Here is a 25,142-nt window from a genome sequence, read left to right as displayed (position 1 = left end):
CGGGCACCAACGGCCACTGGCCTCCCGGTACCGGGTCTCAGGGCGCCACATCCACCTTCTGGGCCACCGGAGCGCCCGAGCCCCCCCGCGCCGCGCCCACTTCCTGGAGGCCGAGGCGCCTCCAGCAACGCAGGTTGAGCCACACGCTGCCGCCCAGTTCAACGAGCCAGCCCAACGCCAGGGCCCAGGCCGCGCCCACCGCTCCCACGGAGGGCACCCACCACGCGCTGCCCAGCGCGACCACCACCACGGAGGCCGCCAGCATCAGCGCCTGCGCCTTCAGCTCCCGCGCCACCGTGAGCCCCGTCTGGAGCACCACGCCGACGTACTCCAGCGCGGCGGCCACCATGAGCCAGACGAACAGCGGGAGATTGCGTGCGTAGGCCTCCCCATAGAAGAGCGTCAGCGCCCAGCGGCCGAGCAGCGCCGCACCAGCGATGGCGCACACGCCCACCAGCACCGCCCCTCCCGCCAGCCCCACCAGCGCGCGGCCGTAGCGGCGACGATCCCCCGCCGCGTGGTAGCGCCCCAGCCGGGGGCTCACCACCTGCCCGAGCGACTGCACCACCCGGCCCCCCAGCGCCGTGAAGTACGCGAGCGCGGCGTACATGCCCAGCTCGGCCTGGCCGAAGTGGGCCTCCAGCATGTAGCGGGGAACATTGGGGCGCAGCGAGCCCAGCAGGGAGGTGATTCCCAGCGCGTAGGCGAGCATCCACAGGCTCTTCAACCGTTCCCCCTGCTCCCTCCAGGGCGTCCGCCAGAGCTGGCGCCAGGGACGCGCTCCCCCGAACTCGCGCCGGTACGCGGGCGCGTCGAAGAGGAAGAGCACCAGGGCCCAGGACAGCCCCAGCCCGGCCGCCGCGACGAGCGGGCTCCCCGTGGCCCACAGCGCGAGCACCACGAGCACCACGGAGAGCACGCTCTTGGCGATGAGCGAGCGGGCGATGAGGCCCATCCGCTCGGCCTTCTGCAGGGCGCCGTAGAACACCTCGCTGATCGCCTCGAAGCCCTTGGCCAGCGCCAGCAGTGTGATGACGAGGCTGGCACGCGCCGGATACCCCGCCACCCACCCGATGGCGCAGCACAGCAGCACGCCTCCGAGGACGTTGAGCACCATCAGCCCGAGGTAGTGCTCGAACGCGAAAGCGTCCCGGGCGTCGGTGGCCTGCAGCACGCGCAACTGCATCCGCGCGAGCAGCATCACCGGGGCGGTGATGGCCAGACCCAGGGCGAACTCGCCCACCAGCTCCATGGTGCCGAGCCGGGCATAGGCCACCAGCAAGCCCCACTGGGCGAGCGCGTACACCAGCCCCGCCAGGAGCGTCCAGGCGAAGTTGCCTCCCACCGAGCGCCGCGTCACGCCCTGGCCACCGCGCGGTGCAGCACTTCGGCGAGCTGGAGGGCCGCGGAGTCCGCGGAAAACCGCTCCCGGCCGAGCCGTCCCGCCCGCGTCCCTGCCTCGGCGAGCCACTGGGGGTCCCGGATCCTGCTCGCCAGCAGCGCTCCCGCGGCGGCGACGTCCTTGGGGGGCAGGTACAGTCCGAACCGCTCCCGCTCGAGCAACTCCGCCTGCCAACCCCCGTAGTTGAGCGCGAGGGGCCGGCCGGCGGCGAGCGCGTCGAAGACCTTGTTGGCCGAGTTGTCCTGCATGCCCGGCACGTCGGTGAAGAGCGAGGTGGCGATGCTCGCCGCGGAGAGGACCGTGGGCATCTCCACTTTGGGCACGCTGGGCAGGAAGAAGAGGTTGCGCTCCCGCACGCCGAGCTGATCGGCCAGCGCGTGCAGGGCCATCTCCTCCCGTCCCTTCCCCATGATGACGAAGCGCACCTCTGGAGCCCGCTTCAGCATGTCCGCCGCCAGACGCACGAGGTAGTCCACCCCATTCACCAGCCCGAGGGTCCCCGCGTACAGCACCATGGGCCTGTCCCCCAGCCACGGGTACTTCCGCCGGAAGGACTCGCCCGCCGAAGCCGGGACCTGGAAGCGCTCCGGGTCGCAGAGGTTGGGGATGACGGTGATCTTCTCCGGGGACACCCCCGCCTCCTCCACCCCGGCCTTCATCCCCGGCGAGAGCGCGACGATGTGCGCCGCTCCCGCGTAGGCGGCCCGCTCGAGCATCTGGGCGGCGAAGATGGCGGGGCGGCTCTTGAGGGCGCCGACCGCGATGGGAATGGCGGGCCAGAGATCCCTCACCTCGAAGACCATGGGCCTGCGGTGCCACCGCGAGGCGAACAGCCCCGGGATGGCGATGGTCAGCGGCGTGCTCGTGGCGAAGACCACGTCGCCCGCGAGCTGCATCGCCCGCTGCGTGGAGTTGACGGCGAATCGGCCGAAGGCGCGGAGCCGCTCCGCGTATGCCATCGAGTTGGAGTAGGCCACCGGGAGCCAGTGCACGTGGATGCCGCTCTCGTCCGTCTCGCGCCAGCCCTCCGTGTTCGCGGTGGGCTGGGTGTCCGAGGTCACCATGTGCACCTCGTGGCCCATGCGGACCAGGCGGCGGGCGAGCTCGTAGGAGCGGGTGCCGCCCTGCATCGTGGGCGTGGTGAAGTACTGGTGGAGGTAGATGATCTTCATGTCAGGTGGCTCCTTGAACGGAGGGAGAGGCCGTGGTGCACGAGGACATCACCATCAGCAGGAAGAGGGCCCGGCTGTCATAGAGGTCACCGCTGGACTGGCTGCCGAGCAGCACCAGCACCGCTCCGCCTACGGTTGCCCCATCGAAGCCGCGGCGTTCCCAGAACGCCGCGCGGAAGAAGACGAGCAGGGCCCACCCGAGAAACGCCAGGCCCAGCGCGCCGCCCTCGCAGAACACATCGAGGAAGAGGTTGTGGGGGTAGACCCCCAGCCCGAGCGCCGGGAACGCCGCGAGACCGGCCCCCGCCAGCGGGTAGTCGAGCCCGAGCCCGTACGCGGCGGCATAGTAGGACTCGCGCCCAGCCAGGTAGACCTTGCTCTCCGAGCCACCATGCCCCTCGTACTTCAGGGTCAGGCGCAGGAAGCGCTCCTCCATGGAGTGGTTGAGCGCCTTGCCCAGGGGAGAGAGCAGGGTCGCTCCCCCGAAGGCGGCCATGGCCAGGAGCGCCAGGAGGGAGAGCCGGCGCAACGGCACCCGCGCCACCACGAGGAAGGAGAGGATTCCGGCGGCGAGAGACACCACCCCACCCCGTGAGCCGGTGAGCAGCGCGAGGATCACCCCGGTGGCAGCCATGGGAATCCAGAGCCAGGCCTGCCCCCGCCGGTACCAGAAGTACAGGGCGCCGAGCGTCAGCATGCCCATGAGCCGGGCGAAGACGTTCGGCCCGCCCCCCAGCACGGCCAACCGCGCGCCGCCCCCTCCGCCCAGCAATTGGCGGACTCCGGTGAGCGCCAGCAGCGAGGTGATGACGACCACCACGGCCCAGAAGGCGTCCAGCACCCGCGCCGCTGGCTGGCGGATCGCGGCGAGCCCGAAGCCCACGCTCATCACGCCGAGCAGGAGGACATCGTAAAGCTTCAGCAGCGCGAAGCTCGCGTCGGGAGCCCAGAACGCGCTGGCGCACAGGTATCCGAAGAACACCCCCAGGGCCACCATGATCCGGAGGTCGAGCCGGGTCTCGCCCGGTTCCGCCACGCGGTGGGCACGGTGCACCAGGCCCACGGATGCGAGCACCAAGCCCGCCATGACGATCCACAGGCGCAGTTCCAGGAACGGGCCTGCATCGGATTCCTCGGCGGCCAGCCGGTGCACGCCCCAGCGCCCCGCGAGCACATAGAGCGCGGCGATGACACCCAGTCCCGCGCATCGGATCCATCTCATGAGGTGGCTCCAACCCCGCGTTCAGCCCCCGGCCGGGTACTCGTACTGGTAGATGCCGCTCACCGCGCGCCCCACCCGCGAGCGCGACACGCCGTTGAAGATGATTCCCCGCACCTGGACGCCGTTCTGCTCGAGCCGGCCCAGGGCCGCCGCCACCTCTCCCATCGGGTGGGTGTCCGCGCGCACCACGATGAGGTTCACACCCGCGTGCCGGCCCACGATCGCCGCGTCCGTCACCGCCAGGATGGGCGGCGTGTCCAGGAGGACCAGGTCGTACCCGGCCGACATCCGCGCCACGAGCTCCTGGAACCTGTCGCTCAGCAGCAGCTCGGCGGGGTTGGGAGGCAGGGCCCCGGCCGACAGGAAGGACAGGTTCTGTCCGGGAACCCGCAGGATGGCCTGCTCCAGCTCGACGGTGCCCTCGAGGGCCTCGGAGAGGCCGAGGGTGCGCTCGGCCTGGAAACAGCGGTGGAGCCAGCCCCCGCGCAGGTTGGCGTCCACCAGCAGCACCCGCTTGCCACAGTCCGCCAGCAGCCAGGCGAGGTTGACGGAGACGAAGGACTTGCCCACTCCGGGGCTCGGCCCGGTGATGGCGATCACGTTGTTGGGCGCGTCCTTCAACGCGAGCAGGAGGCGGGTCCGCAGCTCCCTCAGACTCTCGGTGACCAGATCGCGCGGATGCGTCTCGGCCAGGATGGGCAGCGTCCCGCGCTCCGAGGCACGTCCACCCCGGGCCCGCCACGAGGAGACAGCGCCGAGGGGAATGGTGGCATGGACCGGCACCCCGAGCTCCGCCTCGATGAGGGAGGGATCCGAGACGCCCTTGCGGAGCGCGTGCCGGGTGAAGGCGAGTGCGATGCCGAGCGTCAGCCCCAGCACGAGGCTGACGGCGATCACCCCCGGCTTGTTGGGACGCACCGGCGCGCGGGTCACCACGGGCTCGTCCAGCACGCGTGCGTTGCCGACGATGCTCGACTTGAGGACGCGGTACTCCTGGGCCTTGTTGTTGAGCTGGAGGTACAGCTCGTTGGCCACCGTCACGTCCCGCATGAGCTGCGCCGACTTGAGCTCCGCGCTCGGCAGGCCCTTGAGCTGGGCGTTGACGGCGCTCCGCTCGGACCGCAGCCGCGCCAGCTTGCGGCCCATGGTGGTGAGCATCGGGTGCTTGTCGGTGAAGTGCTGCTTCAGCTCGGAGCGCTGGAGCATGAGCTCGGAGATCGACTTCTCGAGATCCACGCTCCGGTTCAGGAGCGCCTGGGTCTCCATCCCGAGGTCGACGATGCCCTGGCCCGCGCGGTGGGCGCTCAGGGCCGCCTCCGCGCGCTCCAGCTCCTCGCGCAGGCCGGGCAGCTGGGTGTCGAGGAACGCCAGCGTCCGCTCCGCCTCCTCGCTCCTGCGCTCGACGTTCTGGCGGACGTAGTGGCTCGCGATGGACCGGAGCGCCGCGGAGATCCGCGCGGGCTCCTCCCCCTCGAGCGCCAGGGTGAGCACGCCGGTGTTGACGCCCTTCTCGCTCAGGCGCAGCGCGTGCCGCAGCTCCTCCACCACCTCGAAGCGGGAGCGGCGCGTCACCTCGAAGCGGGTCCCCGGACGGGCCTCGAGCCCGGAGACGAGGAGCTCCACCCGCCAGGGCGAGCCCGGCGGTGCCGCGGCGGGTGTACCGGCACGCCCGCTGAGCAGCGGGGTGGAGCCCGGCCCGAGGAGCGAGTACGCACCGCCCTCCCCGGCGACGAGCGTGAGCGGGACGTCCTCCAGCTCCGGCGGCACGCTCATCCGCTCCACCTGGAGGCGCTCTCCGCCCCAGGCGAACGAATCCAGGTACCACCGGGGCCCGGCGAGGCCCGGTCCCTCGTGGCCGCGGGCGAGCGCCGCCCCCAGCACCGGGAAGTACCGGGGCGTGGCCACCACATCCAGCCGCAGCTCGTCCACCACCCTCCCCAGCAATGCCCGCGAGCTGAGGATCTCGATCTCCGTGGACGCCTGCCCGGAGCCGCCCGCCAGCAGATCGTCCAGTTCCCCGAGGCGGCGCACCTTCTCCTCGAGCTGGAGGACGGCGTTGGCGCGGTACACCGGCGTCGCGGACGTCATGTACACGGCCCCCACCACGAGCGACAGGAGCACCGTGGCGAGGATCGAGCCCCGGTGCTCGAGCAGGATGGCCAGGTGACGGCCCAGATCGAGCTCGTCGGCTGGCGCTCCCTGGCCGGAGCGGGCGGGAGCCTTGCGGCGGGAGGCGCGCGTCATGGAGGCTGGATAATGATCGCTCTGTTCCCGGTATCTACTGCCTGCCAGAGCAGCTGAACTGTCGGCTGGATCTGACTGATGATGCGGTTCCAGCGTGTCAACTCGTGCGCCGAGACGAACACGACGTCATGTGGCTGAAGTTGGAACTGTGTCGCGAGCAGGAGCGCGTCGGGCGACCTGGCATCGAGCTTGTAGATGGTGGGCCGGTCGAAGCTGCCCCGGATGACATAGAGCCTCGCCGGGTTGGAGCTGACGGGATCGAAGCCCTCGCTGTCTCCAATGGCCTCCGCGAGCGTCATCCGGCCCTTCACCATGAGGCGCGAGGACGGTCTGCGGACCTCGCCGAGGACGAAGACCTTGTTCCGGCTCCGATCGGAGACGTGGAGGATGTCTCCGTCCTGGAGGAGCCAGTTCTGGCTGAGGTCGCCCTCTTCGTGGAGCGCCTGGAGATCCAGGGTGAACGTCTGCCCGCCCCGGGTGAGTGTCACGCCGCGCAGGTCGGCCTCGGCGGTGGGCCCCCGGGCCTGGCTGATGGCGTCCTGCACCCGCAGGGGTACGTCCGTGATGGGGATGCTGCCAGGAGCGGCCACCTCCCCGGTGACCTGCACCTTCTGCCCGCGGAAGCCCACCACGCGCACGTCGAGCTGGGGCCGCTCGATGATGGGGGTCAGTCCCTTCGTCAGCAGCTCGCGGATCTCCCGGAGCGTCTTGCCCGCGACGGGGATGACGCCCACATAGGGGAAGAACATCGTCCCATCGGCCGCCACCGGGTGGCCCGTGGCCTCGGCGGAGCGGAACTCGCCCGCTGGGATGGTGAGCTCCGGATGCTCCCAGACGATGACGCTCAGCACGTCGTGGGCCGTCACCCGGTAGTCATAGTCCGCCGCGGCCGCCGCCAGCGGATCCTCCCGGGGTGGGGGCCGTGTCCGCTCGCGCTCCGCCTGCTGCCTGCTCAGCAGCTCCGCGTCGATCGGGACGATCTCGTACGCACCATCCCCGGTGCCCGCGTCCGCCTTGTCGGCGTAGCGCTTGCGGAAGGCGCCCTCGTCCATGGACATGCCGGGGCCCCACGCGCATGCACTCATGCACAGCATCGCGGCCACTCGCAGGACGCGCTTCATTGACCCCCCCTCGCGCTGGTCCGTCCACGGGAACTTCCCGAGGCCGCAGGATTCTTCGGTGCCGGGGCAGCGCTCGCAAACCCATGCGCGTGCCGGTGTCCGGAAGGAAATAGGCCACGAGGTCCGGACAACAGATCCCCTGCCCTCCAGGGCGGGGACCCGCGCGCGCTACGCGGAAGTTCCTCCGCCCGGAGGGAGTGCCTCGGGCGCCGCTGGCCCGGCCCGGGCGAGCAGATGGGCCGCGGCCACGGGGATGAGGGGGCGCAGGAAACACTTCACCAGCGGCAGCGACGACAGCGCCCGCACCACCGCCAGCCCCATCAGAACCCAGGGCCGCCGCTCCACGCTGGCGGCCGGGGAGAACACCTCGCGTGTCTGGTTCGTCCACACCGAGCCGTAGGCGCTCAGCACCGGGATGCGTGAGGTGAGCCCGTTCCAGCCGCGCAGGAACCAGGGCTCGCCCGCGCTCTCCTCCTTCCAGGCCAGGGCGCTCTTGCCCGCGGTGAAGACCACGAACCACCAGGCGCCCCACAGGGACATCAGCGCGGCGAGCACCTCGTCACGCCAGGGCAGCCACCGCGTGGCCAGCCAGAGCACGGGAACCCCGAGGAAGAACAACACCAGGCCCCGCCACCGGCGCCTCATCTTGGCTCGCACCCACGGCAGGTTGAGCCGGACACGCGGGGTGAGCGGCTCGTCTTCCGGCGCCAGTCCGGTGCGCAGGCTCACCTCGCGCTCGAGCACCGTGTGGAAGTCGCGCGTCAGGCCGATGACGAGCCACTGGGCGAGCTGCAGCATGGTCAGCAGCACCGCCCAATAGACGGCCCGGCGCACCGTGTGCGTCCCCTCCAACGCCTCGAGCTGCGCGCTCCTGGCTCGCGCGGCGTCCCTCGCCGCCCGCCGGCGCTCCTCGGCCGCCTGGGCCTCCTTCAGGGCGTGCTCCACCGCGGCGCGCACCTTCTCCGGGTCCGCTCCCGCCATTTCGGCGAGCCTCCCCGAGCCCTCCGCGACCTTCTGGAGCTTGCGCAGCTTCTCCAGTCCGGCCTCGGCCGCCTCCAGCTCGGCCCGCGCCTTCTCCAGCTCGCCCGCCACCTCTTCCCGATGCCGCGCCGACCACTCGTCGGGCCCCACCGTCTCCACCACCTCCTTGCCCGAGCCCGTGAACAGCAACGCCAGCCCCAGCACGGTGAGCGCCTGACACACGCTCACCTTCAGGTAGTACCGCCGCAGCGCCCGGTCCGCCCACAGGCTCCGCAGCAGGTGGAACGGCAGGCACGCCCCATGGACGAGCTGCGCCAACCAGTTCACTGGCAGCGAAACACTCCGTTGAGGGAAGTACCCGGCGCCACGACGCACATCCGCCCAGACCTTCCAGAGCCACTGCTCGCGAGCAGTGGCCGGTCCGGATCCAGGGCGCCCCCCACCCCGCGCCGCCTCGGGCGGAGGCGGGGCATCCTTCTCGCGGTTCAACACACCTGGAACGCTAGCACGACCCACCCGGGTGGCGAGGGGGTGCCCTTTTTGACGACCCGGGGGGGGAGGTGTGGTATTCGCGCTGCCGTATCGCCAACGAATTCGGAGCCCTCATGCATCGCGAGTCCGTGATCAAGCCGGCGACGGGTGGAGTGCACCCGTGGCGCCGTGCTTCCGGTGTGGTCGCCTTCGCCCTCCTGGGCGCGCTCACCGGCTGCGAGAAGGAAACCCCACCCGCGCCGCCGGCCGCCGAGCCGGCCAAGGCGCCCGCGGCCAAACCCGCCCCCAAGCCCACCACGGTGACGGTGCTCGTCACCGGCAGCCCCAATGGCCAGCTGCTCCCCACCCCTCCCGCCGAGGGTGAGAAGCCGGCCACCGGCGCCGCGGAGCTGCTCGGCTGGTGGGCCGCCAAGGAGAAGCACTGTCCCGGCCAGCTCAAGGACGGCCAGGCCCCCTGCAAGAACGCCTCGACGCTGGCGCTGACCATCGGCGATGCGTGGAACGGGCCGGCCCTCTCCTCCTTCTTCTACGGGGAGACGACGTCGGCGGTGATGGGCCGCATGGGCTTCGCCGCCTCCGCCCTGGGCAACCACGAGCTGGACTACGGGGGCGAGCAGTTCCAGAAGAACGTGAAGGCGGGCGGCTTCCCCTTCCTGGCGGCCAACCTGAAGGTGAAGGACGCGGCGCTGGCCAACTCCTGGGATGTGCCGGGCTTCAAGGTGTTCGAGCGCCAGGGCCTGAAGGTGGGCGTGGTGGGCCTGACGTCGCCCAAGACGGTGTCCACGGCCATGGCCGGGCGCGCCACGGGCCTGGAGGTCATCCCCGACGAGCAGGCGCTGACGGAGGCGGCGGGCGAGGCCCTCAAGGCCGGCGCGGACACCGTGGTGGTGCTCGCGGACGCGTGCGCCAGCGATCTGCAGCCCGTGGTGGGCAAGCACCCCGAGTGGAAGGTGTCGCTGGTGGCCGGTGGCCGCTGCGCCCAGCCGGTGAACACGAAGGAGGGCAACACCACCTACGTGTCGCTGGGCCGTGGCTTCGACAAGTACCTGCGCGCCGCCTACACCTTCGATGGCTCCAAGCCCGAGGGTGAGCAGGTGACGGGCGTGGAGGTGACCACGGTGGACGTGACCGGCGGCGAGGGCGCTCCGGCTCCGGACGCCGACACCGCGAAGATGATCGCCGACTACAAGGCCAAGCTGGATCAGGCCCTGGGCGAGGAGATCGGCTTCACCCAGAAGGCCTTCGAGAAGGACTCCAAGCAGCTGACCAGCTGGGTGACCACCGCCATCCGGGAGCAGACGGGCGCGGACGCCGTGGTGCTCAACCGCAAGGGCTTCCGCGAGGGCCTGCCCGCGGGCAAGGTGACCAAGGGCAGCGTGTACTCGGTGCTGCCCTTCGAGAACTCGGTGATGGTGGTGGATCTGAAGGGCGCGGACCTGGCGCAGCAGCTGGAGAACCCGGAGGCGGTGTTCTCCGGCGTCACGTCCGCCGGCAAGGGCAAGTTCAAGGACGCCAAGGGCAAGCCGCTGGATCCGAAGAAGGAGTACAAGGTCGCCACGGTCGAGTACCTCTACTTCGGCGGTGATGGCTTCACGTTCGAGACGCTGGATCCCGAGCCGGGCGAGACGGGCATGTCGTGGCAGACGCCCGTCATCGACTGGACCAAGGAGAAGGCCACCACCGAGGCCAAGCCGCTGGACAAGCTGATCAAGTAGTCCGCGCCGTCCACGGCGGTGCACGGGGCCCGGTATCCGAGAGGAGACCGGGCCCTCGTGTTTCCAGGCGTTACTTGCGGCGGCGGCGGGCCAGCATGGACACGGCCGTCAGCAGCGCCCAGCTGGAGAGCACGCCGGGCGAGGACGCGCCGCAGCCGCAGCCGCTGTCCGCCTGGGGCTCGTAGTCACGCCGCACCTTCACCTCGAACGCGCAGCGCGAGACGTTGCCGGACGCGTCCGAGGCGGTGACGCGCACCTGGGTGCGGCCCACCACGAAGTCACTGCCGGGCGCGGGATCGTAGGTGATGGCCGGCTTGGAGACCGCGTCGGAGGCCTCCGCCTGGAAGGCCACCTTGGCGCCGTAGCGGAACTGCCGCCAGACCTCCAGGTTGCGCGGGCAGGAGAGCGCGGGCGCCGTGGTGTCACGCACCTTCACCTGGAACGAGCAGGCGGACTTGTTGCCGGACTCGTCGGACGCCGTGACGAAGACCTGGGTCTCTCCGATGGGGAAGTCACTGCCGGACAGCTTGCTGTAGCTGATGTCCGGAGCCCCGGGCTTGTTGTCGCTCGCGGTGGCGAGCGCATACTCGGCGGGCGCGCCCGACGGCCCCCGCGCCTCCACGATCATGGGAGCCGGGCAGGAGAGGTCCGGCGGGGTGCAGTCGTTCAGCACCCACGGCTCGGCGCCATCGGTGCCATCGTCGGTGATGAAGAAGACGCGCGGGCCCACGGGGGTGAGCCACGAGGGCTCCGAGGAGCCCGGCCCCGGCACGATGTCGTGCAGCAGGTGCGTCCCGTCCTGGGTGCCATCCGTGGACCAGAGCTCACGGCCCTCCGCGTCCGTCTCCGCGCTGAACAGCACCTTCCCATCCACCACCGTCAGCCAGAACGGGGCCGCGCTGGCGGTTCCGGGGCGGATGTCCTCGACCAGCGCCGTGCCGGCCACCGTGCCATTGCTGCGCCACAGCTCGAAACCACTCTCGTCATCCCAGGCGGTGAAGAGCAGCTGGCCATTGAGGTTCGTCAGGAAGCGGGCGTCGCTGGACTCCTTGACCACGTACGTCCCGCCAGAGGAGCCATCGCTCCGCCACAGGGAGCCACCCGCCCCCGCCACGAAGAAGACCTGTCCGCCCGTGGGTGTCAGCGTCACGGGGCCGGCGGCGTAGTCCTCGGGGCCGCGGCTCAGCGTGCGGACCCGGACCGTCCCCGGACCCGAGCCGTCGCTCTTCCAGAGATCCCACTGCTTCGCGTAGTCCGACCCGGCGAAGAAGTAGAGCGTGTCCCCCGCCACCGTCAGGCCGCGGATGAGCTCCTCGCTCGGATCACTCTCGATGACCCGGACGACGGCGACGCGCTCGGTGCCCTCCGCCGAGCCATCGCTCTTCCACAGCTCGACCTCGCGGGGTCCACCATCCGCCGCGAAGTAGAGCGCGTCCCGGAACACGGTCAGCGAGCCGATTCCCGAGCTTCCGGTGCCAGGCACGAGGTCCTCCACCAGCACCGTGCCCTCCGGCGTGCCATCGCTCTTCCACAGCTCGAGGCCGTGCACGCCGTCATCGGCGATGAAGAACAGCGTGTCCCCCAGCGCCGTCAGCGCCGTGACGCCCGAGTCCTCCGGCCCGGGACGGAGATCCTTGACGAGCACCGTGCCCTCGGCCGTCCCATCCGTCTTCCACAGCTCGCGGCCGGTACCGTCACCCTTCGCGGTGAAGTAGAGGGAATTGCCAGCCACGGTGAGCGCGCGCGGCTCCGAGCCCATCGCGCCCGGGAAGACATCCGCCACGCGCTCCGTGTCGAGCTCGCCACCGCGGCTCTTCCACAACTCCAGACCGCTCGTCCCATCATTGGCGGCGAAGAAGGCCGTCCTGCCCAGCACCATGGGCGGCTGCACGTCGTAGTCCGGGAAGGAGCCGGCCCCGCCCGAGGCGATGGGCTTGACCAGGGAGACCGCGCGGCAGGACGCGGGCTCCGCCGGGGTATCCAGCGCGGCGGCCGTGAGCGGTGCGCCTGCCGCGGCCAGGGCGCTGATGCATAGCAGTGAAGACACACCGGTCCAGTACCGACGCATGGTCCACCTTCCTGTCTGAGGATCGAATGAGAGGGGGGCCGTACTCTGTGCACTCGCTCCCGCGCGACAACTCGCGCGCCAGGACGAGAGCGGGTTTCTGTGCTGCACAGCTCACTTCCTCGGAGAGCGAGGGAGAAACAGTCACATGACAAGAGTGATTGTCATTGGCCCACACGGAGACGTGCGCACCGGACCCCGGCTTGCGCTCCAGCGCGGGAGGGTGGTACGCCCCGGGATTCAACGCGTCCGTCTCATTCCTGACAGCAGCACAGGAAACCCGGGCCCAGTCTGGTTGCCATGAAAGGCAGCGGGGGAAACACAGCATGCACCTGTTCAGCAGCGCATTGTCACGCCGCATCGGGCGTGTAACGCCACTCGCCATGCTCCTCGCCCTGGCGGCGGGATGCGACGGTGGTGGTGGCGGCGGCGGTGGAGGAGGAGGTGGCGGCGGCACCCAGGTGACCCTCACCGGCAAGGTGACCTACGACTTCGTCCCGGCCACCTATGCGCGTGACAGGGCTCCGCTCGACTTCACCGCGACCCTCAAGAAGCCCGTGCGCAACGCCGTCGTCCAGGTGCGCCAGGGAACCACCGTCCTCGCCACGACGAACACCGACGAGCAGGGCAACTACCAGATCTCCTTCCTGCGCAGCATCAAGGGCGCGACCTCGCTCGAGGTGCTCGCCAGGACGAGCAGCCCGCAGATTCAAGTCGAGGACAACACGGACGGGAACGCCGTCTGGGCCATCGGCACCAGCACGCTGCCCACCACCGACTCGACGCTGAACCTGCACGCGGGCCACGGCTGGACGGGGACGGCCTACGACGCGACCCGCCGCTCGGCGGCGCCCTTCGCCGTGCTCGACTCCATGTACACCGCCGCCAAGGCGTTCATGGCGGTCCGCCCGGTCACCTTCCCCGCCCTCAAGGTGAACTGGAGCCCCAACAACGTTCCCCAGGGCGGCGACAAGGCGGGCGGCTTCATCAGCACCTCGCACTTCTCGCCCTCGGAGAACGAGATCTACATCCTCGGCAAGGAGGGCGCGGACACCGACGAGTTCGACGCCCACGTGATCGTCCACGAGTGGGGTCACTACTTCGAGAGCAACCTGTCGCGCTCGGACAGCCCCGGAGGTCCTCACGGCCGGGGTGACGTGTTGGATCCGCGCATCGCCTTCGGCGAGGGCTACGGAAACGCGCTCGCGGCCATGCTCCTGCCCGAGCCCCTGTACGTGGACACCGTCTGGGGTGGAACCGGTGGGGCGCTGTCCTCCTTCGGCATCGACGCGGAGACCGAGCCGCTGGACACGGATGATCCCACGCCCGGGGTGTTCTCGGAGGCGAGCGTGCACCGGCTCCTCTACGACATCTTCGACACCGGCACGGCGGAGGCGTACGACAGGGTCGGGGCCGGGCTCGGCCCCATCTACGACGTGCTGGTCGGGGTGCAGAAGGGGACGGACTCGATGACGACCATCGCCTCGTTCGTCACCGCGCTCAAGGCACAGCCGGGCGTGGACGCGGCCGCGGTGAACACCCTGCTCTCCCACTACAAGATGGGCCCCATCACCACCGAGTGGGGCGACGGGGACTCGGGCATGCGCGCCATGTACGCCGAGGCGCCCACGCTCCCGTTCAACAACAGCGTCCAGCTCGGCGGTGGCTACGAGTACAACACGTGGCAGCAGAACCAGTATTACGTGTTCACGGGGAATGGCTCCCGCGTGACCGTCTCGGCCACCGCCCCGAACGATGACGTGGCGCTCACCGTCTACCAGCGGGGTGGCGTGGTGGGCGAGGCGGATGCGAACGAGCAAGGCACGGAATCCGTCAGCCTCACCACCCAGCCGGGCAAGAAGTACGTGGTGGTGGTGACCGGCTTCAAGCAGACCACGGGCGATTACGACGTCGCCGTCTCCATCAAGAGCCCGTGACAGGGCCCCCTCCCTCGCCCACGCATTCAGGAGCACACATGAACCGCAAGACCTTCGCCGTCCTCCCGGGCTTCTTCGCGCTGCTGGCCCTGGCGGCCTGTTCCTCCTCGCCGAAGTCCACCCCCTCCTCGGCCACCGCCCCGGAGCCCGCCGTGCAAGGAAAGATGGAAGCCCCGGTGGTGGTGAACGCGCAGCTCGAGGACTCGTCCGCCCGCGTCACCGTGCGCTTCGACGCCCCGGCCACCGGCGTGCGGGTGAACGTGCATGGCCTGGATGGCCTGGTGGTCACCAGCCCGCCGACGCTCGCCGACAACGTCAACTTCCCGCAGGCCACCACCGCCAGCTACGACGTGGCCTACACGCGGGGCGCCGGCCGCTCGCACCTGGTCGTCTCCGTGTCCGGTGAGTTCAAGGGCGCCCAGCGCACGCGCGTCGCCAGCTTCGCGATCGGCACCCCCACGGATGCGCAGCGCTCCTCCAACGCCACCAAGGCCGAGGGCGCCAACGGCGAGCGCATCAAGGTGATGCCCGCCGATACGCAGTAAGTCCGGACGCGGCGAGCCAGGGCCGGGGGAACATGGGTGTAGACCCTCACCCCCCGCCCTCTCCCAGAGGGAGCATGCGCAGCAGGCGGCTCGTGGCCAGGTAGAGCGGACAGCGGGCCTCTTGCCGTAGACTGTCAGGTACCCATGAGCCGAGCCAGGCCGACCGAGGCAAGCGGGTCCCTCGACGCGCAGGACACTCCCGGTACCGACAGCACCTTCACCATGCAGCCCGGCGCCGGGCCGGAGGCACCCGAGGCCGGGATCGGTACCACCGTGCTCTCCTCCCGGCCGACGGGGACGGGCGCCTCCGACAGGCCGCTCCCGGTGGTGGATCCGTCCCACTACACCGTCGCCGGAGAGCTGGCCCGGGGCGGCATCGGCCGCATCCTCCGCGCCAGGGACATGCGGTTGGATCGCCCCGTGGCCATCAAGGAGATGATCGCGCCGGCCCCCGGAACCGAGCCGCGTTTCGTGGCCGAGGCGCTCGTCACCGCGCGCCTGCAGCACCCCTCCATCGTGCCCGTGTACGAGGCGGGGCGCTGGCCGGGCGGTGAGCCCTTCTACGCCATGAAGCTGGTGTCGGGCCGCTCGCTCGCGGACGTCATCTCCGAGCGCAAGACGCTCGAGGAGCGGCTGGCGTTGCTGCCGCACGTGCTCGCGGTGGCCGAGGCCATGGCGTACGCGCACTCCGAGCGCATCATCCACCGCGACCTCAAGCCGGCCAACGTGCTGGTGGGCAACTTCGGCGAGACGGTCGTCATCGACTGGGGCCTGGCGAAGGATCTCTCGCGCGCTCACGGCGCCGAGGCTGATGGGGACGCACCTCCCGCCGCGTCCGCCGTGGACAGTGGGCTCACCCGGGTGGGGACGGTGATGGGGACACCGGCGTACATGCCGCCGGAACAGGCCGCGGGCAACTCCGTGGACGAGCGCGCCGACGTCTACGCGCTGGGCGCCATCCTCTACCACCTGCTGGCCGGGACGCGTCCCTACGAGGGGAAGACCTCGGAGCAGGTGCTGCAACGCGTGGTGGGCGGACCCCCGCCGCCGCTCTCGCAGCGCCAGAAGCACATCCCGGTGGATCTGCTGGCCATCGTGACCAAGGCCATGGCGCGAGACCCGGCCGGGCGCTACGCCACCGCGCGCGAACTGGCGGAGGATCTGCGCCGCTTCCAGACGGGACAGATCGTCGGGGCGTACCGCTACTCGAGGACGGAGCTGCTGCGCCGCTTCCTGCGTCGCTACCGGGCCGCGGTGATGGTCACGGCGGTGGCCCTGCTGCTGCTCGTCACCCTGGGGGTGGTGAGCTTCCTCCGCGTCACGGCCGAGAGAGACCAGCTCCTGCTGATGCAGGCCCGGGACGCCGTGGGCAAGGATCCCAACCAGGCCATCACCTGGCTCCAGCAGCTCTCACCCGGGTTCGACCGCTGGACCGCGGTGAGGACCATCGCCGCCGATGCCCGGGCCCAGGGGTTCGCGACCGTGCTGAGCGGCCACGCGCAGGCCATCAACGACACCACCTTCACGAGGGATGGCAGGTCCCTGATCTCCAGCAGCGATGATCACACCGTGCGCGTCTGGGACCTGGAGACGGGCGGGAGCCGGATCCTCTCCGGGCACACCGACGAGGTCTGGCGGCTGCAACTGCTCCCCGATGGCCGCCGCCTCATCGCCAGCGGCAAGGACGGCACGCTGCGCGAGTGGAACCTGGAGACGGGCGAGGGCAAGGTGTTCGCCTCCCTGTCCGGTCCGGTCTCCGCGATGAGCCTCGGCTGTGGTGACACCTGTCTGCTCGCCGCGAGCCGCAAGGACGACGTGCTCCACGTGTGGGACCTGGGCACGGGCGCGGAGCGGACGTTCCACACGGGCGTGATGGGAATCGAGGACATCCTCCCCTCGCCGGATGGGGAACATGTCTTCGTGCGTGGCTACCGGGTGCAGGCCTCCGAATCGGCGCTCGGCAACGTGGCGCGGGGCACCTTCCAGCTCCTGAAGGAGGCGGGAATCGTCTGGGCGTGCGGGTTCGCTCCGGACGGCAGGCTCTTCACGGGCAGTAGCACGGGAGCGCTCCACGTCTGGGAGCCGGTGAGCGGACAGGGGCGGCTCCTCGCGGATGGGCTGGGGAGCCTCACGGCGCTCACCGTCCTCCCCGGCGGTACGGCCCTGGCGCTCGGCAAGCTGGATGGAGCCGTGAGTCTGCGGGATCTCACCACCGGACAGATGACGGAGTTGCAGGGCCACGAGGGACGGATCTCCAGCCTGGCCGCCTCCCGGGATGGCCGCTTCCTGGCCTCCGGGAGCGCCGACCGCACCGCCCGGCTCTGGGACCTCTCCACGCGGGAGGTCCGCATCCTGCGCGGCGCCCGGGAACAGACGAACCCCGTCCTGTTCTCCCCCGATGGCCGGCGCCTGGCCGTGGCCAGTGCCGACGGCACGGTGCGCCTCTTCCCCGTGGAGGCGGAGAGCCACCGCATCCTCGCGAGCATGCGCGCGACACAGGTCGCCCTGCGGCTCTCCCCCGATGGCCGGCGGCTGGCCACCCTGGCCTCGGATGGCTCGCTCCATCTCCTCGACGCGGCCTCGGGCGCGAGCCTCCTGGAGCAGAAGGACTTCCAGTCGAGCACCCTGGGCTTCTCCCCGGATGGCCGGTGGTTGGCCGCCAGTGCACCCGATGGCCGGATCCACCTGTGGGCAGCCTCCTCCGGCCGTGGCGAGCGCATCCTCGAGGGCCATTCGCGCAGGCTCCCCACCCTGGCCTTCTCTGGCGATGGCCGGTGGCTCGCCACCGCGGACGAGGGGGGCGGCGTGCGCGTGTGGGAGCTCGCCTCCGGACAGGGACGGTTGCTCGGGAGTCATGGCAAGCGGGTGTCCCAGCTCGCCTTCTCCCCGGATGGCACACGGCTCGCCTCCGCGAGCGCGGACAAGACGGTGCGCCTGTGGGACGTGGCCTCGGGAGACTTCCAGGTCCTGGCGGGCCACGAGGACGCCGTCCGCACCGTGGCCTTCTCGCCGGATGGACAGCACCTCGTCAGCGGCGCCATGGATCACTCCCTGCGCTTCTGGGACGTGCGCACCGGCCAGAGCGTGCGCGCGTACGCGAGCGGCGCGGGCGTCCTGGAGGTCGTCTACTCCCCGACGGGAGAGCGCGTGGCCAGCCGGAGCGACAAGGATGGGCGTTTGATCATCTGGAATCCGCGAACGGGTCAGCGCGAGGGCCCGCCGTTGCAGGGCCCCCATGGGGAGGTCCGCGACCTCGCCTTCTCGCCCGACGGAACGCGGGTGGCCGCCGCGGGGATCGACAAGACGGTGTGGCTGTGGGACCTGGCCACCGGCGAGGGCCGGGCGCTGCGCGGCCACACCGGGCAGGTGGGCTCGGTGGAGTTCTTCCCGGATGGCAACAGCCTCGTCTCCACGGGCCAGGACGGCACCATACGCCTCTGGCCGGATGAGCTCCCCTCGGACGCGGACGCGCTGCGCGCCTGGATGAAGACCGTCACGGGCGAGGGGCCCACGTCCGGCGTCTCCTGGCATTGATCATGTCCTCCCCTTCCTCCTCCACGCCGCTGCCTTTGGTCCTCGACACCAACGTGGTCCTGGACCTGCTGGTGTTCGACGATCCCCACGTGCGGCCCCTGGCCCAGGCGCTGTCCGCGGGCGACGTCACCGCCTGGGCGGACGCGGAGACGCTGAAGGAGCTGGAGCTCGTGCTCGCCTATCCCTCCTTCGCCCTGGACGAGGCGGCCCGGCGGACCCTCCAGGAGCGTTACCAGGGTCTCGTGCGCATGGCTCCCGAGGACGCGGGCACACCACCGCCGCCCCTGCCCCGCTGCCGCGATCGGGATGACCAGAAGTTCCTCGTCCTCGCCGCGCGCGTGGGCGCTTCCTGGCTGGTGAGCAAGGACAAGCGGGTGCTCGCGCTCGCCGGGCACAAGCAGGTGCCGTTCGACATCCTCACGTCCCGGCAGATGGCGGAGCGGCTGCGTCAGCGGGAGCGCTGAGCGGGCACCGCCTCAGGTCATCCGCTCCACGCCGCGCCGCTCCGCTTCCCGCACCGACTGCCGCAGTCCGGCGAGCTGCCGCCGCGCCCACTCCGGCCCCAGCTCGAGCTCCTCCGGGAAGAACAGGTCCTCGCCGACGTCGTCGACGCGCACCTGGATGAGCGGATCATACGGGTACTGGAGGTCCGGATCATCGAACACCAGCGCCACCACGACGCCGGCCTTGCCGAGGAAGCGCAGGTTCATGGAGTCATCCCCCGAGTGGCTGATGACCTTCACCCTCTCGCCGATGCGCACGGGGGCGCCTTCCACGTCCTGGTCAACGATGAGAGCGGCATCCTGGATCATGGTGCGAAGGACCGGGGCTTGAGGGACATGGAGACGGCGAGCGTCGCGACGGCGACGATCGCCCAGGCGGACAGGTGGTAGCCCACGACGTGCTGCCAGCTCAGGGTGCACGCGAGCTCCCCCAGGAAGGCGCCCGTGGTGCCCACGGACAAGCCCGCCACGAGGGCGCGCAAGGGACGGAAGGCGGTGCCTCGCAAGACGGTCACCGCGACGACGAGCGGGACGATCCCCACCCCGACATGGCTGAGCGTGCAGACCCACTCCGGCAGGGTCGTCTCCCCCCAGGCCGGGCCGCGCCCGAAGACGAGTGCCGCCGCGCTGGCCACGGCCATCACCACGCCCCAGGGCTCGAGCTTGCGCCCGCGCGGAGACACCGCCGCCCAGGTACACACCGCGCTGGTGGCCCACAGCAGCACCAGCAGTGGCGCGCGGCCCAGCAGCACGTCACCGGACGTCCGCCCCAGCACGAGCAGCACCCCGGCCACCGCGGCCGACAGGCCCGCCGACGCGGCGAACATCCACCGGGCCTGAGTACGCCAGCGCCTCACCGGATGCTTTCGGGCCAGCTCCTCGCGCGCGGCGGACAGCGTCCGCTCGATGACGGCGCCGTCGGTGCGGAACTCCTCCGCGAGCAGGGCGTCGATGGACGGTCTCATCAGGCCTCCTCCAGTCCACCCAGCAACCGCCGGAGTTTCTCGTAGCCCCGGTGCGCCCGGACCCGGGCCGCCACCACACTGATGCCTCGCATCGCGGCAATCTCCTCGAATGACCAGCCCTCGACCTTGCTGAGGATGACGGCCTCGCGCTGATCCGGGTGGAGCTGTTGCAACGCGTCCTCCAGCCGCCGGCGCATCCCCGGGTCGCCCACTCCGGGCTGGACCGACGAGGGCGCGGGATCGCTCTCCCGGGAGTACGCCTCCACATGCTGGCGGCGGCGCAGCGCATCCCGGGCCGCGTTGGCGGCGATCGTCAGCAGCCAGGGACTGAAGCGGGTGCCCGGCTCGTACCGGCCCCGGGCCCGGATGACGGACAGGAACGTCGTCTGCAGCAGGTCCTCCGCGAGCGGCCCATCCCGCACCATCCGCGCCAGGAAACCCTGCACACGTCCGGCATGCCGGGCGAAGAGCGCCTCGAAAGCCGCCTGGTCACCTTCACAGAAACGTTCCATGAGCTCTTCGTCCGTGGGACTCCGCATCTCCTGCCTCACGTACGGTTCACCCCTGAAAACGTTTCCGGCCGCCGCCACCCTAGGGGCCGGACCGCCAAATCCAGCGAAACGATTGTGAAAATCACCTCACCGGAATGCAACGCACCGCGTCACCCAGGTGACATCAGGGCGCGGGGGCCGCCGGCAGGAAGAAGGAGAAGGTGGCCCCCTGCCCCACCACGCCCCGGCCCCAGGTGCGGCCTCCGTGGCGCGTGATGATGCGCCGCACGTGGGCCAGGCCGATGCCCGTGCCCTCGAACTCGCTGGCGCGGTGCAGCCGCTGGAAGACACCGAACAGCTTGTCCTCGTACGCCATGTCGAAGCCCACGCCGTTGTCCTTCACGTGGATGACGACGCCGTCCTCGCCTCCCTCGGCCGTCACCTCCACCCGGCCCTCCGCCCGGGGCCGCGTGTACTTCACCGCGTTGCCCAGCAGGTTCTTGAAGACGAGCCGCAGCATGGCGGGATCTCCCCTCGCCTCCGGCATGGGCCCCACCTCCAGGACGACGTCGCGGCCCTCGCGCTCGGGCGCCAGCTCCTCCCATACCTCCTCCACCAGCGGCTCCAGCTGGAGGCGGGACTGGCGCATCTCCACCCGGCCCATGCGGCTGAAGGCGAGCAGATCATCCACGAGCTGTCCGCCCCGCCGCGCCGACTCGGAGATGGTGCGCAGGTAGCCCTGGGCCTTGGCGTCCAGGGCGCCCTGGGCATGGCGCTCGAGCAGCCCGACGAAGCCGGTGATGTGGCGCAGGGGCGCCCGGAGATCATGGCTCACCGTGTAGCTGAAGGACTCGAGCTCCCGGTTGGCCTCCTCGAGCTGCCGGGTGCGCTCGCTCACGCGCAGCTCCAGCTGCTGGTTGAGCATCCGCACCGCCTCCTGCATCTCGCGCTGCACGGTGATGTCACGCGCGGCGGCGTAGATGAAGCCATCCTGCGTCGCGGGAGACGTCCTCCAGGCCAGCCACCGCCAGGAGCCGTCCTTGCACAGGTAGCGGTTCTCGAAGTGGAGGGCGTTCTCCCCCCGCGCGATGTCCGCCACCTCGTGGAGCGTCCGCTCCCGATCCTCCGGGTGGACGAGCTCCAGGAAGCTCCGGGAGAGCAGCTCCTCCTCGCTCCACCCCAGCACGCGGGTGAAGGCCGGGTTGACGCGCCGGAAGCGGGCATCCACCCCGGCGACGCAGAACATGTCCGGCGCCAGCTGGAAGAAGCGCTCGCGCTCCTCCTCGGCGCGCTTCTGCGGGGTGATGTCCGTGGAGATGCCGCCCAGGGCGTAGGGCTGGCCCGACGTGTCCAGCAACGGGAACTTGATGGACCAGTACACGTGCAGCCCGTCCGCGTGGGGTGCCAGCTCCTCCATCTCCAGGGCCGTCTTGCGGCGCAGCACCTCCGCGTCATTGCGGCGGAACGCCTCGGCGACCTCCGGGCTGTAGAGCTGCGCGTCCGTCCTGCCAAGGATGTCCGCGCGCGGGCGGCGCACGAAGGCCTCGAAGGCCCTGTTGACGAGCAGGAAGCGGCCCTGGAGATCCTTGACGTAGACGATGGCCGGACACGCGTCGAGGATGGCCCGGTAGTGGGCCTCCTCGCGGGAGCGGAGCCGCTCGAGCTCGTGGTTGCGCCGCTCCAGCTCCTCCCGGACACGCTTGAGCTGGACGAGGTTGCGCACGCGCATGCGCACCTCCTCGGCCGAGAAGGGCTTGAGCAGGTAGTCCTGGGCCCCCTCGCGCAGCAGCTTCAGCTTGAGCGCTTCATCGTCCCGCGTGGACAGCACGACGATGGGGACTCCCTCGAGCGACTCCTCCTGGCGCAGCGCGGCCACCAGGGCATCGCCCCCCAGCCGCGGGAGCTGGATGCCGGTGAGGATGATGTCCGGCCGGAGCGAGCGGGCCTTCTCGAGCGCCTCCTGGCCATCGAAGGCGGAGATGACGCGGTAGTCCGCCTGGAGCGCCTCCGTCAGGAAGCGGTGGAGCTCCGGGTTCTCCTTCACCACCAGCACGGCCGGGCGGGAGGTGTCCTCCGTCCCGGCCCCCACCTCCACCGGGAGCCGCTCGTCCACCTGGGGGGTGAGCGCCTCCAGGGTGCTGCGCAGCGCCAGGCCCGCCTCGAGTCCCCAGGCCACCTCGGGGGCCCTCCGCGTCACCTGCGTGCCCTCGGGCGCCCGGCGGGGAAGCTCCACGTGGAAGTGCTCCCCACCGCCCGGCGCCTCCGTCACGCGGACGATCCCCCCGTGCAGCTCGACGAAATCCCTCACGAGGGCCAGGCCCAGCTCCGTGCCCGCCCCCTCGTGCGTGCCCTCCTGCCCCGAGTCCTCCACCTCCAGCATGGCCCGCTCCCCGGGGGCCACCCCCACCGTCAGGCGGATGCTCCCGCCGTCCGGAGTGGATTTGAAGGCGTTGGAGAGCAGGTGGATGATCACCCGCTCCAGCTTCTCCACGTCCACCTGCACGAAGAGGGGCCCGGGCGCGTCCACGTGGAGGGAGACGTGCCGCTGGAGCGCCAGGGGCTCGAAGTGCCGGACCACCTCGCGCACCCGCGAGGCCAGCTCCACCTCGGTGTACGCCAGCGTCATGCTCCCCACGTCCATCCGGGCGATGTCGACCAGATCATCGAGGTGCCGGAGCAGGAGGACGGCGTTGCGGCGCATGACGTCCAGGTCCTTGCGCTGGACGCCCGTGAGGTTGTGGCCGTGCGAGAGCAGCGTCTCCGCGGGCCCGAGGATGAGCGCCAGGTGGGTGCGCAGCTCGTGACTCACGTCGGAGAAGAACTGGGAGGTCTTCATGCGGGAGGCATCCGTGGGAGCCGAAGCTGGAAGGTGGTGCCCTCTTGCGCGGACGAGCGGACGCCCACCGTTCCGCCATGGGCCCGGACGATCTGATCCACGATGTAGAGGCCCAGCCCGATGCTGCGGCGGGAGTTGTCGGAGGCGTCCTCGCCACGCTGCAGGGGCTGGAAGAGACGGCCGAGCAGCTGGGCGGGGATGGGCTCGCCGGTGTTGTGGATGTGGATGGACACCGCGTCCTCCTCCCCCACCACCGTCACCGAGACGGCCCCCTCCTTGGGAGAGTATTGGAGCGCGTTGCTCACCAGGTTGCCGAGCACCTGCGCCAGCCGGTCCGCGTCCCACAGGCCCCAGCCCGTGCTCTGGTAGTGCTCGCGGAGCTCGCGCCCGGGGTGGTTCAGCTCCACCTCCTGCAGCACCTGCCGGACGAGGCCATGCAGGTCCACGGTCCTGCGATGCAGCGGGATGCCCCCACCCAGGCGCGCCCGGGTGAAGTCGAGCAGATCGCGCACCAGGCGGGTGGCACGCTCGGCGCTGGTGAGGATGAGGCGGGCGTAGAAGGCGTTGCGCTCGTCCAGCTTCGCGTTCTGCACGAGCCCCGTGGCGCTCAGGGAGATGGCGCCCAGGGGGTTGCGCAGATCATGGGACACGATGCCGATGAGCTGCTGGGCGAACTCGGCACGATGGAGCGCCTCGGCCTCGGCGGCCCGGCTCGCCGTCACGTCCCGCAGGGCCCCCACCATCCGGGAGGCCCGGCCGTGCTCGTCCCGCACGAGGAAGCCACGGTCCTCCACCGTGGCATAGCTCCCATCCTTGCGGCGCAGGCGGTACTCCGTCTCCCACTGGTAGGCATCGGGCGACTCGACGAAGGCCCGCAACCCCCGCAGCACGCGCGGGAGATCCTCCGGATGGACGGCATCCAGCCACCACTGACCGGACGGGTCCGACTCCCGTCCCTCATGGCCGAACTGCTCCCAGGCTTCATCGTTCCGGGCGACCTGGCCCGTCCTCAAATCCCAGTCCCAGAGCGAGTCCCGGGTGGCCTTCACGACCAGCCGGTAGCGCTCCTCGCTCTCGCGCAGACGCTGCTCGGCCTGCTGGCGCTCGGCACTCTCGCGGGCCTCTCGCAGGGCGCGCTGGACGCTCGGCACCAGCCGCTCCAGACGCTCCTTGAGGACGTAGTCGGTGGCCCCCAGCTTGAGCACCTCGATGGCGCGCTCCTCCCCGAGCGCTCCGGACACGAAGATGAAGGGCAGATGCGGCCGGGTGCGGCGCGCCCGCTTCAACGCCTCGAGGCCATGGAAGCCCGGGATGTTGTAGTCCGAGAGGATGAGCTGGTGGCGGTGATCGTCCAGGGCCTCGGCGAAGGCGCCATCGGAGTCCACGCGGGTGAGCGCCACGGACAACCCCTCCCGCTCCAGCCGCTCCTGGATGAGCTCGGCGTCGAGCGGATCATCCTCGAGGAGCAGCACGCTCAGCAGGGACACGGTGCTGGAGCCCGGCTCCCGGGCAGCCTCGGCGGGCGGCGGGTAGCTCACGCATCCCCCTGGGAGACGGGCGCTCGGCCGGGCGGAGGCTCATTCACCTCGGTCCAGAAGACGCGCAGCCCCTCGAGCGCGGACTCGAGCTCCTGGAAGGAGACGGGCTTGATGACATAGGCGTTCGCCCCCAGGCCGTAGGAGCGCACGAGGTCCACCTCCTCGCGGCTCGAGGTGAACATCACCACGGGCACCAGCCTCAAGTCCGGATCGCTCTTCATGCGGCCGAGCACCTGCAGCCCGTCCACGCGGAGGATGAGGGTGACATCGTTCTCGCTGTCTTCGACCAGCAGGATGCGTTTCAACGACGGCATGAGGGGCGCCACGAAAGGGGGGGCAAGGCGGGGGGCCTCGTGGTGGCATTTAAGCACCAAGTGGC

Annotated in this window: 18 protein-coding genes; 5 read left to right on the top strand and 13 right to left on the bottom strand. The window is 70.7% G+C overall.

What is annotated here, in order from left to right:
• Positions 1-37: 37 nt before the first annotated feature.
• The 6 genes from AC16DP_RS41130 to AC16DP_RS41105 all read right to left on the bottom strand — a co-directional run bounded on the left by AC16DP_RS41130 (position 38) and on the right by AC16DP_RS41105 (position 8,469).
• On the bottom strand, positions 38-1,360 hold the full coding sequence (locus AC16DP_RS41130; RefSeq protein ID WP_483957005.1) for a lipopolysaccharide biosynthesis protein: 1,323 nt from the start codon (positions 1,358-1,360) through the stop codon (positions 38-40).
• Positions 1,357-2,574 (bottom strand): glycosyltransferase family 4 protein, encoded by a 1,218-nt coding sequence (locus AC16DP_RS41125; RefSeq protein ID WP_483957004.1) that lies wholly within the window; start codon positions 2,572-2,574, stop codon positions 1,357-1,359. The genes AC16DP_RS41130 and AC16DP_RS41125 overlap by 4 nt, the downstream gene beginning before the upstream one ends.
• A gap of 1 nt (position 2,575) precedes the next feature.
• Entirely contained in the window at positions 2,576-3,796 is a 1,221-nt protein-coding gene (locus AC16DP_RS41120; RefSeq protein ID WP_483957003.1) for an O-antigen ligase family protein, read from the bottom strand.
• A gap of 21 nt (positions 3,797-3,817) precedes the next feature.
• A complete protein-coding gene (locus AC16DP_RS41115; protein ID WP_483957002.1) occupies positions 3,818-6,040 on the bottom strand; it encodes a polysaccharide biosynthesis tyrosine autokinase in 2,223 nt (740 codons plus the stop codon).
• Positions 6,037-7,161: a polysaccharide export protein gene (locus tag AC16DP_RS41110; RefSeq protein ID WP_483957001.1), complete on the bottom strand. Its 1,125-nt coding sequence runs from the start codon at positions 7,159-7,161 to the stop codon at positions 6,037-6,039. Before AC16DP_RS41110 ends, AC16DP_RS41115 begins: the two co-directional genes overlap by 4 nt.
• A 168-nt stretch (positions 7,162-7,329) precedes the next feature.
• Positions 7,330-8,469 (bottom strand): hypothetical protein, encoded by a 1,140-nt coding sequence (locus tag AC16DP_RS41105; protein WP_483957000.1) that lies wholly within the window; start codon positions 8,467-8,469, stop codon positions 7,330-7,332.
• A gap of 278 nt (positions 8,470-8,747) precedes the next feature.
• Between AC16DP_RS41105 and AC16DP_RS41100 the strand changes: the two genes are divergently transcribed.
• On the top strand, positions 8,748-10,349 hold the full coding sequence (locus AC16DP_RS41100; RefSeq protein WP_483956999.1) for a bifunctional metallophosphatase/5'-nucleotidase: 1,602 nt from the start codon (positions 8,748-8,750) through the stop codon (positions 10,347-10,349).
• A gap of 70 nt (positions 10,350-10,419) precedes the next feature.
• Here the strand turns inward: AC16DP_RS41100 and AC16DP_RS41095 are convergent, their stop codons facing one another.
• On the bottom strand, positions 10,420-12,417 hold the full coding sequence (locus AC16DP_RS41095; protein ID WP_483956998.1) for an ELWxxDGT repeat protein: 1,998 nt from the start codon (positions 12,415-12,417) through the stop codon (positions 10,420-10,422).
• 323 nt (positions 12,418-12,740) lie between these two features.
• Here AC16DP_RS41095 and AC16DP_RS41090 point away from each other — a divergent pair, with 323 nt between their 5' ends.
• The 4 genes from AC16DP_RS41090 (at position 12,741) to AC16DP_RS41075 (ending at position 18,894) form a co-directional block, all read left to right on the top strand.
• Positions 12,741-14,351: a hypothetical protein gene (locus AC16DP_RS41090; RefSeq protein WP_483956997.1), complete on the top strand. Its 1,611-nt coding sequence runs from the start codon at positions 12,741-12,743 to the stop codon at positions 14,349-14,351.
• A gap of 38 nt (positions 14,352-14,389) precedes the next feature.
• Positions 14,390-14,896 (top strand): hypothetical protein, encoded by a 507-nt coding sequence (locus tag AC16DP_RS41085; protein WP_483956996.1) that lies wholly within the window; start codon positions 14,390-14,392, stop codon positions 14,894-14,896.
• 144 nt (positions 14,897-15,040) lie between these two features.
• Positions 15,041-18,430 (top strand): WD40 repeat domain-containing serine/threonine protein kinase, encoded by a 3,390-nt coding sequence (locus AC16DP_RS41080; RefSeq protein WP_483956995.1) that lies wholly within the window; start codon positions 15,041-15,043, stop codon positions 18,428-18,430.
• A 2-nt stretch (positions 18,431-18,432) separates the two neighbouring features.
• On the top strand, positions 18,433-18,894 hold the full coding sequence (locus AC16DP_RS41075; protein WP_483956994.1) for a putative toxin-antitoxin system toxin component, PIN family: 462 nt from the start codon (positions 18,433-18,435) through the stop codon (positions 18,892-18,894).
• Between the two features lie 12 nt (positions 18,895-18,906).
• On the opposite strand, the gene AC16DP_RS41070 is transcribed toward AC16DP_RS41075, so the two are convergent.
• The 6 genes from AC16DP_RS41070 to AC16DP_RS41045 form a co-directional block, all read right to left on the bottom strand.
• The gene (locus tag AC16DP_RS41070; protein ID WP_483956993.1) at positions 18,907-19,242 is read right to left on the bottom strand and encodes a Carotenogenesis protein CarS; all 336 of its coding nucleotides are present in this window, start codon (positions 19,240-19,242) and stop codon (positions 18,907-18,909) included.
• Positions 19,239-19,898 (bottom strand): DUF1109 domain-containing protein, encoded by a 660-nt coding sequence (locus AC16DP_RS41065; protein ID WP_483956992.1) that lies wholly within the window; start codon positions 19,896-19,898, stop codon positions 19,239-19,241. Before AC16DP_RS41065 ends, AC16DP_RS41070 begins: the two co-directional genes overlap by 4 nt.
• Complete coding sequence (locus tag AC16DP_RS41060) at positions 19,898-20,437, bottom strand: RNA polymerase sigma factor (RefSeq protein ID WP_483956991.1); 540 nt, start codon at positions 20,435-20,437, stop codon at positions 19,898-19,900. The genes AC16DP_RS41065 and AC16DP_RS41060 overlap by 1 nt, the downstream gene beginning before the upstream one ends.
• 136 nt (positions 20,438-20,573) lie before the next feature.
• A complete protein-coding gene (locus AC16DP_RS41055) occupies positions 20,574-23,225 on the bottom strand; it encodes an ATP-binding protein (protein ID WP_483956990.1) in 2,652 nt (883 codons plus the stop codon).
• Positions 23,222-24,763, bottom strand: a complete 1,542-nt coding sequence (locus AC16DP_RS41050; protein WP_483956989.1) for a sensor histidine kinase — start codon at positions 24,761-24,763, stop codon at positions 23,222-23,224. Before AC16DP_RS41050 ends, AC16DP_RS41055 begins: the two co-directional genes overlap by 4 nt.
• On the bottom strand, positions 24,760-25,077 hold the full coding sequence (locus AC16DP_RS41045; protein ID WP_483956988.1) for a response regulator: 318 nt from the start codon (positions 25,075-25,077) through the stop codon (positions 24,760-24,762). Before AC16DP_RS41045 ends, AC16DP_RS41050 begins: the two co-directional genes overlap by 4 nt.
• Positions 25,078-25,142: the final 65 nt, after the last annotated feature.

The organism is Archangium sp., assembly GCF_057119385.1.
The sequence above is the reverse complement of the archived record's forward strand: the minus strand, read 5'-3'. Positions and strand labels throughout refer to the sequence as shown.

Excerpts from the sequence above, each read along its gene's own strand:
- AC16DP_RS41060 (WP_483956991.1), bottom strand. The coding sequence starts at position 20,437 with ATGCGGAGTCCCACGGACGAAGAGCTCATGGAACGTTTCTGTGAAGGT.
- AC16DP_RS41125 (WP_483957004.1), bottom strand. The coding sequence starts at position 2,574 with ATGAAGATCATCTACCTCCACCAGTACTTCACCACGCCCACGATGCAG.
- AC16DP_RS41095 (WP_483956998.1), bottom strand. The coding sequence starts at position 12,417 with ATGCGTCGGTACTGGACCGGTGTGTCTTCACTGCTATGCATCAGCGCC.
- AC16DP_RS41085 (WP_483956996.1), top strand. The coding sequence starts at position 14,390 with ATGAACCGCAAGACCTTCGCCGTCCTCCCGGGCTTCTTCGCGCTGCTG.
- AC16DP_RS41080 (WP_483956995.1), top strand. The coding sequence starts at position 15,041 with ATGAGCCGAGCCAGGCCGACCGAGGCAAGCGGGTCCCTCGACGCGCAG.
- AC16DP_RS41065 (WP_483956992.1), bottom strand. The coding sequence starts at position 19,898 with ATGAGACCGTCCATCGACGCCCTGCTCGCGGAGGAGTTCCGCACCGAC.
- AC16DP_RS41045 (WP_483956988.1), bottom strand. The coding sequence starts at position 25,077 with ATGCCGTCGTTGAAACGCATCCTGCTGGTCGAAGACAGCGAGAACGAT.
- AC16DP_RS41100 (WP_483956999.1), top strand. The coding sequence starts at position 8,748 with ATGCATCGCGAGTCCGTGATCAAGCCGGCGACGGGTGGAGTGCACCCG.
- AC16DP_RS41055 (WP_483956990.1), bottom strand. The coding sequence starts at position 23,225 with ATGAAGACCTCCCAGTTCTTCTCCGACGTGAGTCACGAGCTGCGCACC.
- AC16DP_RS41115 (WP_483957002.1), bottom strand. The coding sequence starts at position 6,040 with ATGACGCGCGCCTCCCGCCGCAAGGCTCCCGCCCGCTCCGGCCAGGGA.
- AC16DP_RS41090 (WP_483956997.1), top strand. The coding sequence starts at position 12,741 with ATGCACCTGTTCAGCAGCGCATTGTCACGCCGCATCGGGCGTGTAACG.
- AC16DP_RS41075 (WP_483956994.1), top strand. The coding sequence starts at position 18,433 with ATGTCCTCCCCTTCCTCCTCCACGCCGCTGCCTTTGGTCCTCGACACC.
- AC16DP_RS41070 (WP_483956993.1), bottom strand. The coding sequence starts at position 19,242 with ATGATCCAGGATGCCGCTCTCATCGTTGACCAGGACGTGGAAGGCGCC.
- AC16DP_RS41110 (WP_483957001.1), bottom strand. The coding sequence starts at position 7,161 with ATGAAGCGCGTCCTGCGAGTGGCCGCGATGCTGTGCATGAGTGCATGC.
- AC16DP_RS41120 (WP_483957003.1), bottom strand. The coding sequence starts at position 3,796 with ATGAGATGGATCCGATGCGCGGGACTGGGTGTCATCGCCGCGCTCTAT.